General features: G+C 47.2%; 17 protein-coding genes. 6 read left to right on the forward strand and 11 right to left on the reverse strand.

What is annotated here, in order from left to right:
* Positions 1–55: 55 nt before the first annotated feature.
* Complete coding sequence (gene ispD / locus ACZ5EJ_RS06915) at positions 56–757, reverse strand: 2-C-methyl-D-erythritol 4-phosphate cytidylyltransferase (RefSeq protein WP_011634575.1); 702 nt, start codon at positions 755–757, stop codon at positions 56–58.
* A gap of 67 nt (positions 758–824) precedes the next feature.
* On the opposite strand from ispD, the gene ACZ5EJ_RS06920 reads away from it, so the two are divergent.
* Positions 825–1,265 carry a CBS domain-containing protein gene (locus tag ACZ5EJ_RS06920; RefSeq protein ID WP_011634576.1) on the forward strand — a complete coding sequence of 147 codons (441 nt, stop codon included), beginning with the start codon at positions 825–827 and terminating at the stop codon, positions 1,263–1,265.
* Positions 1,266–1,319: 54 nt separating this feature from the next.
* On the opposite strand, the gene ftsX is transcribed toward ACZ5EJ_RS06920, so the two are convergent.
* The 3 genes from ftsX to ftsY are packed head-to-tail and all read right to left on the reverse strand — an operon-like array spanning position 1,320 to position 3,924.
* Positions 1,320–2,240 (reverse strand): permease-like cell division protein FtsX, encoded by a 921-nt coding sequence (ftsX, locus tag ACZ5EJ_RS06925; RefSeq protein ID WP_011634577.1) that lies wholly within the window; start codon positions 2,238–2,240, stop codon positions 1,320–1,322.
* Positions 2,237–2,890, reverse strand: a complete 654-nt coding sequence (locus tag ACZ5EJ_RS06930) for a cell division ATP-binding protein FtsE (RefSeq protein ID WP_041353514.1) — start codon at positions 2,888–2,890, stop codon at positions 2,237–2,239. Before ACZ5EJ_RS06930 ends, ftsX begins: the two co-directional genes overlap by 4 nt.
* Positions 2,891–2,925: 35 nt before the next feature.
* A complete protein-coding gene (gene ftsY / locus ACZ5EJ_RS06935) occupies positions 2,926–3,924 on the reverse strand; it encodes a signal recognition particle-docking protein FtsY (RefSeq protein WP_041353784.1) in 999 nt (332 codons plus the stop codon).
* Positions 3,925–4,029: 105 nt separating this feature from the next.
* On the opposite strand from ftsY, the gene ACZ5EJ_RS06940 reads away from it, so the two are divergent.
* Together ACZ5EJ_RS06940 and alr are read left to right on the forward strand one after the other, a co-directional pair.
* Positions 4,030–5,421 carry a M16 family metallopeptidase gene (locus ACZ5EJ_RS06940; protein WP_464556803.1) on the forward strand — a complete coding sequence of 464 codons (1,392 nt, stop codon included), beginning with the start codon at positions 4,030–4,032 and terminating at the stop codon, positions 5,419–5,421.
* A gap of 126 nt (positions 5,422–5,547) precedes the next feature.
* Positions 5,548–6,633, forward strand: coding sequence for an alanine racemase (gene alr / locus ACZ5EJ_RS06945; protein ID WP_074455312.1), 1,086 nt, complete (start codon positions 5,548–5,550; stop codon positions 6,631–6,633).
* 33 nt (positions 6,634–6,666) lie between these two features.
* On the opposite strand, the gene ACZ5EJ_RS06950 is transcribed toward alr, so the two are convergent.
* From ACZ5EJ_RS06950 to ACZ5EJ_RS06960, 3 genes are all read right to left on the reverse strand, one after another.
* Positions 6,667–7,461, reverse strand: a complete 795-nt coding sequence (locus ACZ5EJ_RS06950) for a peptidyl-prolyl cis-trans isomerase (RefSeq protein WP_074455311.1) — start codon at positions 7,459–7,461, stop codon at positions 6,667–6,669.
* A 173-nt stretch (positions 7,462–7,634) separates the two neighbouring features.
* The gene (locus tag ACZ5EJ_RS06955; protein ID WP_011634583.1) at positions 7,635–7,937 is read right to left on the reverse strand and encodes a YciI family protein; all 303 of its coding nucleotides are present in this window, start codon (positions 7,935–7,937) and stop codon (positions 7,635–7,637) included.
* 112 nt (positions 7,938–8,049) lie between these two features.
* Positions 8,050–9,204 (reverse strand): NAD(P)/FAD-dependent oxidoreductase, encoded by a 1,155-nt coding sequence (locus tag ACZ5EJ_RS06960; protein ID WP_074455310.1) that lies wholly within the window; start codon positions 9,202–9,204, stop codon positions 8,050–8,052.
* A gap of 316 nt (positions 9,205–9,520) precedes the next feature.
* Between ACZ5EJ_RS06960 and htpX the strand changes: the two genes are divergently transcribed.
* Positions 9,521–10,399 carry a protease HtpX gene (htpX, locus tag ACZ5EJ_RS06965; RefSeq protein WP_011634585.1) on the forward strand — a complete coding sequence of 293 codons (879 nt, stop codon included), beginning with the start codon at positions 9,521–9,523 and terminating at the stop codon, positions 10,397–10,399.
* A 71-nt stretch (positions 10,400–10,470) separates the two neighbouring features.
* On the opposite strand, the gene ACZ5EJ_RS06970 is transcribed toward htpX, so the two are convergent.
* From ACZ5EJ_RS06970 to thiD, 4 genes are all read right to left on the reverse strand, one after another.
* Positions 10,471–11,214 (reverse strand): MlaA family lipoprotein, encoded by a 744-nt coding sequence (locus ACZ5EJ_RS06970; protein ID WP_041353785.1) that lies wholly within the window; start codon positions 11,212–11,214, stop codon positions 10,471–10,473.
* A 184-nt stretch (positions 11,215–11,398) separates the two neighbouring features.
* Complete coding sequence (hemL, locus tag ACZ5EJ_RS06975) at positions 11,399–12,682, reverse strand: glutamate-1-semialdehyde 2,1-aminomutase (RefSeq protein ID WP_011634587.1); 1,284 nt, start codon at positions 12,680–12,682, stop codon at positions 11,399–11,401.
* 36 nt (positions 12,683–12,718) lie between these two features.
* Entirely contained in the window at positions 12,719–13,357 is a 639-nt protein-coding gene (gene thiE, locus ACZ5EJ_RS06980; RefSeq protein ID WP_074455309.1) for a thiamine phosphate synthase, read from the reverse strand.
* On the reverse strand, positions 13,350–14,192 hold the full coding sequence (thiD, locus tag ACZ5EJ_RS06985) for a bifunctional hydroxymethylpyrimidine kinase/phosphomethylpyrimidine kinase (RefSeq protein WP_011634589.1): 843 nt from the start codon (positions 14,190–14,192) through the stop codon (positions 13,350–13,352). The genes thiE and thiD overlap by 8 nt, the downstream gene beginning before the upstream one ends.
* Before the next feature lie 52 nt (positions 14,193–14,244).
* Here thiD and ACZ5EJ_RS06990 point away from each other — a divergent pair, with 52 nt between their 5' ends.
* Complete coding sequence (locus ACZ5EJ_RS06990; RefSeq protein ID WP_074455308.1) at positions 14,245–14,433, forward strand: rubredoxin; 189 nt, start codon at positions 14,245–14,247, stop codon at positions 14,431–14,433.
* A complete protein-coding gene (gloA, locus tag ACZ5EJ_RS06995) occupies positions 14,433–14,822 on the forward strand; it encodes a lactoylglutathione lyase (RefSeq protein ID WP_074455307.1) in 390 nt (129 codons plus the stop codon). Before ACZ5EJ_RS06990 ends, gloA begins: the two co-directional genes overlap by 1 nt.
* The last annotated feature ends 39 nt before the right edge of the window (positions 14,823–14,861 follow it).

The raw sequence follows: 14,861 nt of genomic DNA on the forward strand, positions 1-14,861 counted from the left end.
CAGACCCGTTGACACACCGTTTTACCAGTATGTCAAACGCAGATCAGAATCGGTTTTAGGTTATGGCACGTTCTCGCAGGATCAGCTCAGCCAGCTTCAAATCCTGCGGGTAAGTCACTTTGAAGTTATAGGCATTTCCTACTACTAGCTTAGGAGAGAGTCCCAATGCCTCTACTGCACTGGCATCATCCGTGATACCCGCTGGGGCCTTTTCCAGCGCTTCAAGCAGCAGCTTCATGCGAAACATTTGTGGAGTCTGCGCCTGCCACAGCCGCTCTCTCGGTTCCGTACAAATTACCCGACCAGCATCATCCGCACGTTTTAAAGTATCCGCCAGCGGCACCGCCAGCAAACCACCGACTTCGTCATCCGCAAGCTGGTCAAGCAACCGCTCAACCAGGGTTGTACTTAATCCCGGGCGCGCTGCATCGTGTACTAGTATCCAATCCTGATCCTGTACATGATTTGCAGCACGCAATGCCTTTAGTCCATTGGTAACGCTTTCCGCACGAGTTGCCCCACCGCAGTTAAATATCTGGATCTTGCCGGCAAATTCACGCCAGTTATGCCGAATCCATTCAGTATCTTCAGGTGCCAGCACAATGCAGACTGTGGAAATACGGGCAATGCCACACAAGGTACGCAGTGCGTGGTAAATCATAGGTTTACCTGCTAGTGGCCGGTACTGTTTGGGGATGTCTTCTCCCATACGCGAACCGGAACCGGCAGCTGTAATCAGCGCAATAAATTTAACCATGCAAGAATCCTGTAAAATGGGCCTGTTTATTATCAAATACGGTTATTTTATCAACGGGAGGGTTATTATGAAAACTGTCAGATCTTTGTTACAGGAAAAAGGACACGATGTTGTCGTTATTGGACCGAGTGATTCCGTATCCGACGCAATGCAAAAGATGACAACCAACAACATCGGTGCGCTGCTGGTTGTTAAAGACAAAAAACTAATCGGTATTCTAACTGAGCGGGATTTTTCCAGAAAATACTGCTTACTGAATAGATCGGTAAAAGATATGCGAGTAGAGGAAATTATGACCCGTCAGGTAGCTTATGTTGGACTGGATTACACGAATGAAGATTGTATGGCACTGATGACTGAAATATGCGTTCGCCATCTTCCCGTCTTGGATGATGGAAATATTGTCGGAATTCTTTCGATAGGTGACTTGGTAAAAGATATCATCTCACAACATGAATTTGTTATTCAACAGCTTATACAATACATTTATGACGCGCGGGAAATTTAACACTTTTAGGTTTAATCCTCATCTCAGAGAAATAAAAAATTGAATCCTGAGATATCAGGAGATGGAGTTTTCATGATCGATTTGTGACAGATGCCGGGCAACTGACCAGCGCGCCCCAATCCACCCTAGTGCACCGGAGAATAGCAGTAAAATCAGACTATCCCGCCAGGAAAGATAATTGAGCGTAAATGTGGTGGCATATAGCCGGGCCAGTTCGGACAGAGCTTCATTCAGTTTGAGGATTGCAAAATAAAGCAGCAACCAGGCCAGTACAGCGCCCGCCACCCCCTGTAGCGCACCAAAATAGAGAAATGGTCGACGGATATAGCTATCTGTGGCACCAATCAGTTTGGATAGCTCAATCTCGTCACGCCGCGTCAATATCTGCAGACGGATGGTATTGAATATAACGATCACAAGCGCCGCGCCGAACAGTGATGCCAGCATAATGACGACCAGTCTTCCTACATCAAGCATGGCATCCAGTTTTCTGGCCCAGTCAGTATCTACCAATACATGCGCTACCCTGGGCCAGGTCTGTACCATGGCTTGTATTTCTTCTATTTCATTGGCAGACATATGGCCAAGGTTGATTACAAACGCATCAGGCAATGGATTTTGTTCGAGATTATGCATCACCTCCACCATCCCACTTTCCTGTTTCAGTTCCTGTAACGCAATTTCCTTTGAAATAAACTGAAAACCTTCAATTGTGGGCATCTTTTCCAGCCGAGCATTGATCAGCTCAACGTCGGCCTGGCTAGCTGCCGTATCCAACATAATGGTCATTTGTTGCATGTCTGTTGCCTGCCCTGATACCTCGCGCAAGTTTTCCAGCAGTATAAAAATACCCGTGGGCAAGCTCAGAACAATACTGAAAACGATGATACTCAGCAGACTGGCAACGGGAGCAGCCGCAAGTTGTCTGAGTGCACGCAACAGCGCATACCCATGTTGAGACAGCCAGCTGCTCATGTGACCAGCTTTCCGTGGCGCAGCTCAAGTACACGATGTTGTGTCATATCAAGCAACATTCTGTCGTGTGTCGAGATAAGAACGGTAACGCCCACCTGATTGAATGATTCGAAAACAGCCATGATGTCTCGTGCGTAACCGCTATCAAGATTGGCAGTAGGTTCATCCGCGATCAGAATGGTCGGGCGATGAACAACAGCGCGCGCAATACACAGCCGTTGTTTTTCTCCTCCCGACAAAGTAACTGGATCTGCCTTCTCCTTATTCAGCAGACCAACTTTATCTAGCGCCGCACGCACACGCGAAGCACTAGCTCTCGTATCAAAGGCCGTCACCTGCAACGGCAACATGACGTTAGCAAAAACATTACGATCATACAGGATTTTTTGTTCCTGAAAGATCATTCCTATATTCCGGCGCAAGTAAGGAATGGCACTTCGTCTGAGTGAATCAATATTTTGCTGCCCTACCACAATACTCCCGGAAGTTGGACGTTCTATCGCGGCCATCAACTTCAGAAGTGTACTTTTACCAGCACCAGAGTGCCCGGAAAAGAAAATCAGCTCTCCCTGGCTAATCGACAGGGTAATACTTTTGAGTGCCTCATACCCTCCTGGATAAAACTTGCTGACATTGTTGAAGTTGATCATTGCAGCCATACCAGACACTCAAACAAAACAGAGGATTAATCGAACAGTGCTTCTGCAAATTCCCGGGCATTGAAAGGCCTTAAATCATCCAGCCCTTCCCCCATCCCTATAAAACGTAGGGCGAGCGGATTATCGACAAATTGTGCAGCAATGGCAGCAATTACTCCGCCCTTGGCAGTTCCATCCAGCTTAGTCATGACCAATCCAGTAACACCCAGAGCATCATTGAAGGCCTTTAACTGACTGACAGCGTTTTGACCAGTATTCGCATCCAGCACCAGCAGTACCTCGTGCGGTGCATCAGGTATGGCTTTGGCAACGACGCGCTTGATTTTCTTGATTTCTTCCATCAAATGGAGCTGGGTAGTTAGGCGCCCAGCGGTATCGGCCAGAACGATATCTATTTTTCTTGCAATAGCTGCATTGACTGCATCGAAAATCACAGCGGCCGGATCACCTTTTTTGCCCGGATCACTTTCCTGGGAAATAACTGTGATCTGGTTGCGCTCGCCCCATATTTTAAGTTGCTCCTGTGCTGCCGCGCGAAAAGTATCGCCAGCCGCCAGCAACACCGAATGTCCCTGTGACTGGAAATAATGAGCAAGCTTACCGATGGTGGTAGTTTTACCAACACCGTTTACGCCAGCAATCATGATCACGAAGGGTTTATGCCCAGTTGTAACCAGTGGTCGCTCCAACGGCTGCAGTAGTTCAGTCAGTGCATCCTGTAAGGCTGTTTTAAGTTGTTTTGAATCGTCCAGTGCATCACGCTTAACGCGGGTACGCAGTGATTCCAGCAACCGGTTTGTCGCCTGGATTCCAGTATCTGCTGTCAATAAAGCGGTCTCAAGTTCCTCATACAGATCTTCATCGATTTTCCTGCCCCCAAACAACCCGGACAACTGCTTGCCAAACTGCTGTCGTGTGCGTGTCAGGCCCTGCCTGATCTTATCGGCGAAACTGACTGACTCGACTTCAATCCGAGCAGGATTTTTTTCGTCAGAGTTCTTTTTGGATTTAAAAATGCTAAACATTCTGGTAGGCTGTTTCTGTTTCGGGGAAACAAACATCATACCATCAACCAATTGCCGAGGTAATGTCAGTCATCCGCCCCAGGCCAGTTCAACTTTCAGCACAATATGAAAATCAGTTTTTGCCCCAGTCGTCTCATTATTTTTCTTTGCGTTACATTATTGGTATCGCCACTACCAGCTTCAGCCAATCCACACGAATATCTGCTTGATAATGGCCTTAAACTGGTTATCAAGGAAGATCATCGTTCGCCAGTGGTCATTCAGCAGGTCTGGTACAAGGCCGGCAGTATGGATGAAGTCAACGGGACAACCGGCGTGGCACATGCACTGGAACACATGATGTTCAAGGGAACTGACAGTGTGCCTACCGGAGAATTTTCCAGAAGAATTGCAGCCGTTGGCGGTAAGGAAAATGCTTTTACCAGTAGTGACTACACTGCTTATTATCAGCAGCTGCACCAGCGCCACTTGCCAATGGCAATGGAACTTGAATCCGACCGCATGCACAATCTGCGGCTGACACAAGAAGAATTTGCCAAGGAAATACAGGTTGTAATGGAAGAAAGAAGGCTGCGCACGGATGATCAGGCACACGCGTTACTGTACGAAAAACTAATGGCGACAGCCTTTCAGGCACATCCCTATCGTCGCCCGATTATTGGCTGGATGAATGATCTGGAGCATATGCAGGTAAGTGATGCCCAGGATTGGTATAAGCGCTGGTATGCGCCCAATAATGCGGTACTGGTAGTGGTAGGTGACGTTGATCCGGAAAGCGTACTCGCACTGGCAAAAAAATATTACGGAAGATTCAGCGCCGGTAAAATTCCATCTCTGTCCGAACGCAAGCCACAAATTGAACCGCCTCAAATAGGAATCAAGCGACTGGTAGTAAAGGCACCTGCAAAACTCCCGCATCTGATCATGGGATACAAAGTTCCTGTACTCAAAGATCCCAAAAATGACTGGGAGCCCTACGCACTGACCATTCTGGCTGAAGTACTGGATGGCAACGCCGCAGCAAGACTTAACAAAGCCCTGGTACGTGAAACACGCGTTGCCATCTCGGCTGATGCCGGCTATAGCGCTATTGAGCGTGGCCCTGGTACTTTTTATATTGATGGGACTCCCAGTGAAGGCAGAACAGCAGATGAACTGGAACAGTCGATTCGTACTGAAATTGACAAAATTATACAGTCCGGAATCACCCAGGAAGAACTTGCTCGCGTCAAGGCACAAGTAGTGGCAAGTCGTATTTATCAACTTGACTCCACTTTTGCGCAGGCGATGCAGATTGGCAGACTGGAAAGCATCGGACTGTCCCACCGGGATGCAGATATTATTCTGGAACGACTACAGGCAGTTACGGCAGAGCAGGTCAGGAATGTCGCTGAGAAATATCTGATAGATGATTCGCTGACTGTGGCCGTACTGGATCCGCAACCTTTATCAGAAACCTCTTCCTCCCGGAACAACAACATTGAACTAAAACACTAACCTTGCCTATCTTCTCGAAAGACAAAGGAAAGGTAGCTGTGCTAGCAGTTGCTCATTACTATTTCCAGGGCGGCACCATCTGTAAACTGTTGATTCTTTTTTGATTCCCTAACCTCAATTGTACAAATGTATCGCCCGATTCGTGCTCTCATTGACTGTACTGCTTTACAACACAACCTTTCTGTTGTCCGCAGCCACGCTCGCCAGGCCCGCATCATGGCTGTTGTCAAAGCCGATGCCTACGGCCATGGCTTGCTCCGTACCACACAAGCATTAAATACAGCGGATGGATTTGCTGTACTTGAGCTGGAAGCAGCGATCCAGCTAAGAGAAGCCGGATTTAATCAACCTGTTTTACTTCTGGAAGGATTTTTCTCGGCAGAGGAGCTTGAGGCAATCGATCATTATCAGCTCAGTACGGTTATTCACAGCCATGAGCAGCTATCGCTACTGCTGGCGCACAGAAAGACAGGAAAACCGGATATCTACCTCAAGATCAATACTGGCATGAATCGCCTCGGTTTCAGGCCTGAAGAAGAAAGTTCCGTATTCAACAGAATCAGGCAATGGCGTTCAGATGCCAGCATTACACTGATGACACATTTTTCCTGTGCGGATGACGCTCTGGAAGCAGATCAAGTTAATCAGCAACTGGATCAGTTTGCAGCACTTCGCGATGTAAAAGAAAATAATCCACCCCAAACGCTAGCTAATTCTGCAGCAATTTTACGTTACCCCGGAACACACGCGGACTGGGTACGTCCTGGTATAGTCCTCTACGGAGCATCGCCCCTGCCAGACAAAACAGGTATTGAACTGGGGTTACGGCCTGTCATGACACTGACCAGCCAGATCATCGCCGTACAACAGCTTGATCCATCAGACAGAGTAGGCTACGGCGGGCAGTTTATCGCAAACCAGCCAATGCGTATCGGAGTTGTTGCAGCCGGTTACGCAGATGGGTATCCACGTCATGCCCCTACCGGAACCCCGGTACTGGTTAATGGCCAGCGCACGCGGCTAGTCGGACGTATTTCAATGGATATGCTAACTGTTGATCTGAACGGGATTAGCGAAGCCGGGGTGGGAAGCCCGGTAACCCTCTGGGGAGAAGGACTACCGGTAGAAGAAGTTGCAAAATCGGCACAAACTATCAGTTATGAGCTACTGACAGCACTCTCTCCCAGAGTACCGAGCATCAGTATAAGCTAATGATTAGATTACAGATTCTTTGTTAACACCTGATTATTCAACTTTGGCATTTTTACGCAACGACTCAACCACCGCTGCAAACTTGCGCTGTAATACCCGCTGCTGCATATTTTGCTTTACTTCGTCAAAAGAGGGTGGAACAGCAGTACGCACATCATCCAGACGAATTACATGCCAACCAAAGGGAGTTTGTACTGGCTGACTGGTTGTTTCGCCTTTTTTCAGTTTGGTCAATGCATCGGAAAAGGGCTTAACATAAACTGCCGCCGAGCTCCAACCCAGCTCCCCACCATTACTCTTGCTGCCGGTATCAATGGAGCGCTCACCAGCCAGTTTCTCAAACACGCCGCCTTTTTTCAGAGAGGCAACCAAATCCTTGGCTTCTTGTTCTGTTTCCACAAGAATATGGCGTGCTTTGTATTCCTTATCACCCATCTGTGATTTTACTGATTCATATTCCTTGCGTAGTTCATCATCGCTAACCGGGTTATTTCGCATAAAATCAGCCTGATACGCCCTGATCAATATTCCCTGGCGCGCAAGATCAATCTGTGTGACAACATCCGGATTACGGTCAAGCCCCTTTTTTATTGCTTCTTGTGTCAGTACTTCTTCCGTGATGAGATTTTCGCGCAAAGCATTTCTCATTTCAGCTGAATCGGGTTGACCTTGCGCTGTTGCTGCCTTGATCACCAGGTCAAGGCGTGATTGTGGTATCGCTATACCGTTAACTTTGGCGACTGTACCACCGCCCTGGGCACTTAAGGGCGCAGTACATACAAATCCCAGCACAGCAAGTGGCACACAGAGAAACTTGGTTAAGCGCATAAAATTTCCTTTAAATAGTAAAGTAGTTGACAAATTTTATCTGAATAATCTAAAAAGCATACATTTTAACAAAACACGGATAAGTTCTTTTTGAAAACAGAAAAGCTTTTACAGATTCCTTTTGAAAATATTCAGGCCTGAATAAACTGGAAAAATCTCTGGCCACCACCAATTTATTCAGGCAGAACCTTCCTGAACGGCTTTACGGCCACTTTTGCATAAATACCGGCTGCCAGGTATGGATCAGCATCTGCCCATTCCTGAGCCGCATTCAGTGACGCAAACTCTGCCACTATCAAGCTTCCGGTAAAACCCGCCGGCCCGGGGTCCACGCTATCAATCGCCGGACACGGGCCTGCCAATAACAGTCTCCCCTGCTCCTGTAATTCCTGGATTCGCGCCAAATGTGCAGGCCGGTTAACTACCCGTTGCGCCAGGCTATCCGGAACATCTTCACCGTATATTAAATAGAGCATGTTATTTTCTCTTAGTCAGTACAAATCTCATACAGTTCTGGTTCTTTGTGGCAGGCCTGAATATCATTTGGATACACAAGCTTTATTACCACAGATTAGTACCAATAATTTCCTAAGCCAATACGGGCGGCAGAAGGGCAACCAGAGCATTACGTTCATTTGTTGCTGTTCCCAGCAAGGCAAAACCATGTAAATTACCAGCTTCATCCTGATACAAAGCTTTCATGCCATTCTCAACAGTTTGAATTTTCCACTCACCTTCTGCCCCAGGATCGGGAGGCGAGATAACCGCCGGGCAGGCAGGTGTTTTGACCATTACCGGCATCGCCGGGTAGCGCAGTAATGTCTGGTTACCGGCAATTGTTGCAGCCAGAGCTCGACCAGCATGCGAAATTGGCAGAATAAAAGGTAATACTTTCCCGGCCACTTCTGCACAATCACCCAAGGCATAGATATTCTGAATACTGGACTGTAAATAACGATCAACCGTAATTCCACGATTGATCTGAATTCCTGCTGCCTCAGCTAAACCAGTACGTGGCTTCAAACCAATGGCAGACAGCACCATATCGGCCTGAACAACTCCACCTCCTTTGTAATATAAATGATAATATCCATTCTCCTTGCTTATCTTCTCAACAGTTGTACCGAGCAGAAATTTAACACCTGCCGTTGACAATTTCTCACGGAAAAAGTGTCCGGCTTCGGAAGGAAGCAACCGACCTAATGGTTGCGGACTCAAGTCAAAGACGCTTACCTGATAGCCTTTTACTACAAGATCGTTGGCAAACTCGCAACCAATCAAGCCGGCGCCCAGTATAGCGACATGACGCTTATTTTCCAGGTTCTCACGAAATCTCCGGTAATCATCCAGATCATTAATGGATAGCATATCATCCGCACCGCTTCCAGGTATCGGCAGGCGCATCGGATCAGCTCCCAGCGCCAATACGAGCCGACCATAAGTCAGCTGCGTACCATTTTCGAAATAAACATTATTCGCAGCCACATCAAGTGTATCGACGCGCGTATAAGGCTGCACTGTGATACCCAGTTGTCCGGACATCTGTTCTGAGCTCGCACTCAGAATGGAATCAGGTGTTTTACCTGTTGCCAAAGCATTGGATAACATAGGCTTTGAATAAAAACCGCCATGATCGGCAGATAAGAGAGTGATTGGCACGGCAGAATCCAGTCTCCGCAGCTCGCGTACAACCGTATAACCCGCCAACCCGCTTCCTATAACTACGACAGGCAATTGACTCATATTGATATACCCTGTTTGATCACAATCAATTTATCTCCTTTCTTTTCGCCCAAACCAGCGAACAACCGAATTCACACAAGCATTCCCACCCTTCAGGATTTCGCAACCACGCGACAACCCGCACGTACCTTGGCTTTTTATTGTACCTTAACCCCAAAAATTCCAGCGACATATAGGATTACATTACATAGAAATACCTTATCCCGACACTTGATGTTGTGAAATATGTCACCATATATCGGTTTGCTTTGAACGATTGTTTTTTATTACATTCAAAATCAGACACGTGTACTAATAAACCTGAAGGAAGAGGATAATGAAACGGATTTTTCTTTTTATTGTAACGAACTTGGCCATACTGGTAATGCTGAGTATAACCCTGCGTTTGCTCGGTGTTGACCGCATACTGGATGCTGAAGGCAGTGGATTAAATTTTAATGCTCTACTGGTTTTATCGGCTGTAATAGGATTTGGCGGTTCGCTCATTTCGCTTGCCATGTCCAAATGGAGTGCCAAGCACATGACTGGTGCCACGGTCATTGAAATTCCTTCAAATTCCACCGAAGGTTGGCTGGTAGAAACTGTCCGCCGGCAGGCCAAAGCAGCTGGCGTGGGTATGCCTGAAGTGGCCATTTACGATTCACCCGATATTAATGCATTCGCAACAGGAATGAATAGAAACAATGCGTTGGTAGCAGTCAGCTCAGGATTGCTGCAAAAAATGAGTCGTGATGAGGCTGAAGCGGTACTGGCTCATGAAGTCAGTCATATTGCCAATGGCGACATGGTAACGCTGGCATTGATTCAGGGCGTGGTGAATACATTTGTGATTTTCCTCTCCCGTATCATCGGCCATGTAATTGATCGCGCTGTCTTCAGAACGGAAGAAGGACATGGCCCCGCCTATTTCGTTACCAGCCTTGTCGCACAACTGGTACTGGGCATACTCGCCACGATAATTGTGATGTGGTTCAGTCGTCAGCGTGAATTCCGCGCAGATGCCGGGAGTGCACAGCTTTCCGGAAGAAATAAAATGGTTGCCGCACTGCGGCGATTGCAACAGGAATATGAGCCATCTCATTTGCCAGATAAGATCGCTGCTTTTGGAATCTCTGGACAAAAGAGCCAGATTGGGCGTCTGTTTATGTCACACCCCCCTCTGGAAGAGCGCATCCAGGCATTACAATCTGCCTGATGATAGAGCAGCCGGGGCTGGTGAATCCTTACACCAGCCCCGGCAAAAATGTAAATAACCATCTTATTGAATCAATCATCAATGATTATTTCCTCGTCATCAAAATCCACTGACTCTTCCGCAGATGAAGTACCGTTGTTTTGAATCAGGCTATCACGCCTCTGTAAATAAGCATCGCGTACAAACTCGTACTTATCCAGCGAAGCTTCCTCCAGCGTCTTATCCAGATCCAGCAACTGCTCACGCCTATCGATAAATTCCATAGTAGCAACAGGCATACGCACAGTCAGCAGATCAAAGCCGGTATAAATAGCTCGCGCAGGATGAATGAACGTGCTATCCACACCAAGCCCAACTGCATCCCTTACAGTACTGGGCCCTAGTATCGGCAATACAAGATAGGGTCCGCTACCAACACCATAAAAACCCAATGTTTGGCCAAAATCTTCATTGCGCTTATTGATGTCAATATCGCTCACCTGAGTGATATCACTGGCCAGATCAATAGCTCCCAACATCCCAAAGGTTGTGTTAATCACTACACGTGTTGTACTCGCCATTGCGTCCATAAATTTCAGCTGCAGCAGGGAGTTCGCAACAATGACAACATCATCAAGATTGGAAAAGAAGTTTCCAACAATCATTCTGAGTGGAGATGGTAGAAATCGCTGATACCCCCTGGCAACAGGCTCCACCACAATTTCATCAAGCTTTTCATTAAATGAAAATATTGCGCGGTTCATGGATTCCAAAGGATCGTGCCGGTTATCCGTGGTAGCACAACCTGACAGTGCGCTGCCTAATGACAGAATCACGAAAAATTTTCGGAAATAAAGAGAGCAAACAACCATAATTCGTTAATTATTCTTTATTATGAATTTGACATTTTGTCACGAATACAAGAATCGCAACAAGCCGATTGGAAAAATATAAACGGCACCCAACCTCACGAATTGAATCTTTTATTTATATGTCGTGAATTGCACTCTTTGGTATCTCTTACGCTTTTTGACTGAAAACCCGATCAGCTGCTTCCAGTGTTTTGTCAATTTCCACATCCCCGTGCGCAGCAGAAACGAAGCCTGCTTCGAAAGCTGAGGGTGCAAAATAAATACCCTCTTTCAGCATGGTATGAAAAAAACGGTTAAACGCATCACGGTCACTCTCCATTATTTCTGTAAAACTTACTGGCGGTGTTTTCCTGAAATAAATTCCAAACATTCCACCCACTGCCTGTGCACTAAACACCACGCCATTTTTTATGGCGACAGAAGTCAGGCCGTCTGTTAACTTACGTGTCATCATTGACAACTTGTCAAAAAAACCAGGCGTCTGTACTTGACGCAAAGTTTCCAACCCGGCAGCAACTGCAACTGGATTGCCGGAAAGTGTACCTGCTTGATACACGGGTCCCAATGGCGCAAGGCATTCCATCACATCACGTCGTCCACCAAACGCTGCCATGGGTAACCCCCCACCGATTACTTTCCCTAGAATGGTTAGATCTGGCCTGATGCCATATAGCCCTTGGGCACATTCCAGTCCAACGCGGAAACCTGTCATCACCTCATCCAGAATCAGCAAACTGCTATGCTTTGTACATAGTGTGCGTAATGTTTCCAGAAACTGGGGGGTTGCCTTAATCAAATTCATATTGCCCGCCACTGGTTCGACGATCACAGCGGCAATTTCAGAACCCAGTTTGCTGAAGGTTGCTTCCACTCCGGCAACATCGTTATAGTTCAATACCAGAGTATTTCCTGCTGTTTCAGCGGGAACCCCTGCTGAACTGGGATGGCCGAAAGTCAATGCGCCTGAACCTGCTTTAACCAGCAAGGCATCATCGTGCCCGTGATAGCAACCTTCAAACTTGATAATCCGGTTTCTGCCGGTATAACCACGCGCGAGCCGAATGGCACTCATTCCAGCCTCTGTGCCGGAACTTACCAACCGTACCAGTTCCAGGGAAGGCAACAACCGACATAACAATTCGGCTATTTCCAGCTCTGCTGCCGTTGGAGCACCAAAAGAGGTACCACGGCTTGCCGCATCCTGAACGGCCCTGACAACATCGGGGTGCGCATGCCCGAGAATAAGCGGCCCCCATGATCCAACGTAATCAATATAGGATTTTCCTTCCACATCCCAGAAACAAGCACCCTGCCCGCGCTGAAAAAAAATAGGCGTACCTCCTACGGATTTAAAAGCACGTACTGGTGAATTAACGCCTCCCGGAATGTATTGCCTGGAGCGCTCGAACAATTGTTGATTAGTGATCGTCATTGGAATATTTGCTTAAAAGTTATCGAAATTGATGGTTCAACAGAATAGCTTTGAAAAATGCCGGGCAGCAGATTGGATATCTTGTGCGCTGAACAGCGCCTGACTGACAGCAACGGCATCACATCCACGGGCAATCAGCGCCTCGGCATTGTCCAGATTGATGCCGCCGATTGCCACAATGGGAATATTCAACGTTTTTTTTGCAGCATCAAGCAGATGAATCGGCGCCTGATATGTATCAACTTTAGTCATTGACGGATAAAAAGCACCAAATGCAACATAATCTGCTCCCGCCTTTTCAGCTTCAATTGCATGACTGAGCTGATTGTAGCAGGAGACGCCAATGATTTTATTCCGACCGAGATAGTGTCTAGCTGCCGCCACAGAAGTATCTTCTCCACCCACGTGCAAACCTTCGGCATCGATCTCCATGACTAAATCCATATGATCATTAATAATCAGGGGAACTTGAAACTGCTTGCAGAGAAGATGAATTTCCAGGGCCTGCATCAATCGCAGCCGACTGTTGGCCTTTTTATTCCTGTACTGAAGCCAGCTTACGCCGCCAGCCAATACGTGATAAGCCATCTCACACAGCCGATCGATATTTTCAATATCAGGCGTGATTGCATAAAGGCCGCTCACCTTAATCCGATCCATAGGAGGATCAATCATCGGAGCCGCCGGCTTCCTCTTCCAAATTATCACTTTCCATCCAAAAAAATCTGTCTGGTATATATTGTCCCATTCCGGGGCGGAAGCCTGCCTTGAGCGTATGCCAAGTAAATTCCTGTGCCTCGTAGACGCTGTCCGTAATTGACATACCATGAGCAAGTGAAGCCGCTATTGCGGATGACAAGGTGCACCCTGAGCCATGAAACGATCCAGGCAAGCGCTGCCATGCATCGGACCGGACGATACCATTGACATCGTAAAGTACGTTAACCACTTGCGGTGTATTTTCATGAGCCCCCTTGATAAGCACGTAACTGCAACCCCATTGCAACAATTGATCTGCACTTTGCTTCAAACCCAGAATTTCCGGATCATCTTCGTGATCAAGCGCAATACGCCTGGCCTCAAAACTGTTAGGGGTAATAATTGTCGCCTGGGAAAATAACATCTCACGCATGGCAGAAATTACTTCTTCATTGGCAAACATGTCGCCACGACTGGAAGCCAGTACTGGATCAAGCACCAGTGGAATATCCGGATAATCCGATATAACTTCAGCAATAGCTGCGACAATTTCAACACTGCCCAGCATCCCAATCTTGAATGCTTGTACCGGCATATCTTGCAACACGGTTCTTGCCTGATCAATGACCCATTCAGCATCCATCACAAATATGTCCTCGACACCGGTTGTATCCTGGACAGTTACGGCTGTGAGTACAGTGAGTGGATGACAGCCCATTCCGGCAAGAGTCAGTATATCCGCCTGAATACCGGCGCCCCCGCTTGGGTCACTGGCAGCGAAGGATAGTACAATTGGAGGTGGTAGTGACATGCATTAATACCGTAAAATGTTATTTTAACTTAAGCAAATCTACTTATCTATTATGACTACAGAAAGTAACCAGGATTATCACCGTTATATGTGCATGATTTGTGGCTTTATATACGATGAAGCAGAAGGATGGCCACAAGATGGTATTCCTGCCGGAACCCGCTGGGAAGATATTCCCATGAACTGGACTTGTCCGGAATGTGGTGCACGAAAAGAAGATTTTGAAATGGTGAAAATATAATGCGCATTCTTCATACCATGTTGAGAGTAGGTAATCTGGAGCGTTCGATCCAGTTTTACACCGATGTCCTCGGAATGCAAATTCTGCGCCGTAAGGATTACCCAGAAGGACAATTCACATTGGCATTCGTCGGTTATCAAAGTGAAGCGGAAGGTACCGTTCTGGAGCTGACGCATAATTGGGAAATCGACCATTATGATCTCGGAACAGGTTTTGGACACATTGCAATCGAAGTAGACAATGCCTACGAAGCCTGTGAAAAGGTCAGAAACCTGGGAGGCCGCGTCACGCGGGAGGCTGGACCGATGAAACATGGAACTACCGTGATTGCTTTCATAGAAGATCCGGATGGTTACAAGATTGAATTCATTCAAAAGAAAACAGTGTAACTGATGTTGCCATGGGGAGCTTGGCTGTAGCATAGTGCT

The organism is Nitrosomonas sp. TNE100 (assembly GCF_055387135.1).

Excerpts from the sequence above, each read along its gene's own strand:
- ispD (WP_011634575.1), bottom strand. The coding sequence starts at position 757 with ATGGTTAAATTTATTGCGCTGATTACAGCTGCCGGTTCCGGTTCGCGT.
- ftsY (WP_041353784.1), bottom strand. The coding sequence starts at position 3,924 with ATGTTTAGCATTTTTAAATCCAAAAAGAACTCTGACGAAAAAAATCCT.
- ACZ5EJ_RS06920 (WP_011634576.1), top strand. The coding sequence starts at position 825 with ATGAAAACTGTCAGATCTTTGTTACAGGAAAAAGGACACGATGTTGTC.
- ACZ5EJ_RS06940 (WP_464556803.1), top strand. The coding sequence starts at position 4,030 with ATGAAAATCAGTTTTTGCCCCAGTCGTCTCATTATTTTTCTTTGCGTT.
- ftsX (WP_011634577.1), bottom strand. The coding sequence starts at position 2,240 with ATGAGCAGCTGGCTGTCTCAACATGGGTATGCGCTGTTGCGTGCACTC.
- alr (WP_074455312.1), top strand. The coding sequence starts at position 5,548 with ATGTATCGCCCGATTCGTGCTCTCATTGACTGTACTGCTTTACAACAC.
- gloA (WP_074455307.1), top strand. The coding sequence starts at position 14,433 with ATGCGCATTCTTCATACCATGTTGAGAGTAGGTAATCTGGAGCGTTCG.
- ACZ5EJ_RS06990 (WP_074455308.1), top strand. The coding sequence starts at position 14,245 with ATGACTACAGAAAGTAACCAGGATTATCACCGTTATATGTGCATGATT.
- thiE (WP_074455309.1), bottom strand. The coding sequence starts at position 13,357 with ATGATTGATCCTCCTATGGATCGGATTAAGGTGAGCGGCCTTTATGCA.
- ACZ5EJ_RS06960 (WP_074455310.1), bottom strand. The coding sequence starts at position 9,204 with ATGAGTCAATTGCCTGTCGTAGTTATAGGAAGCGGGTTGGCGGGTTAT.
- ACZ5EJ_RS06930 (WP_041353514.1), bottom strand. The coding sequence starts at position 2,890 with ATGATCAACTTCAACAATGTCAGCAAGTTTTATCCAGGAGGGTATGAG.
- htpX (WP_011634585.1), top strand. The coding sequence starts at position 9,521 with ATGAAACGGATTTTTCTTTTTATTGTAACGAACTTGGCCATACTGGTA.
- thiD (WP_011634589.1), bottom strand. The coding sequence starts at position 14,192 with ATGTCACTACCACCTCCAATTGTACTATCCTTCGCTGCCAGTGACCCA.
- hemL (WP_011634587.1), bottom strand. The coding sequence starts at position 12,682 with ATGACGATCACTAATCAACAATTGTTCGAGCGCTCCAGGCAATACATT.
- ACZ5EJ_RS06950 (WP_074455311.1), bottom strand. The coding sequence starts at position 7,461 with ATGCGCTTAACCAAGTTTCTCTGTGTGCCACTTGCTGTGCTGGGATTT.
- ACZ5EJ_RS06955 (WP_011634583.1), bottom strand. The coding sequence starts at position 7,937 with ATGCTCTATTTAATATACGGTGAAGATGTTCCGGATAGCCTGGCGCAA.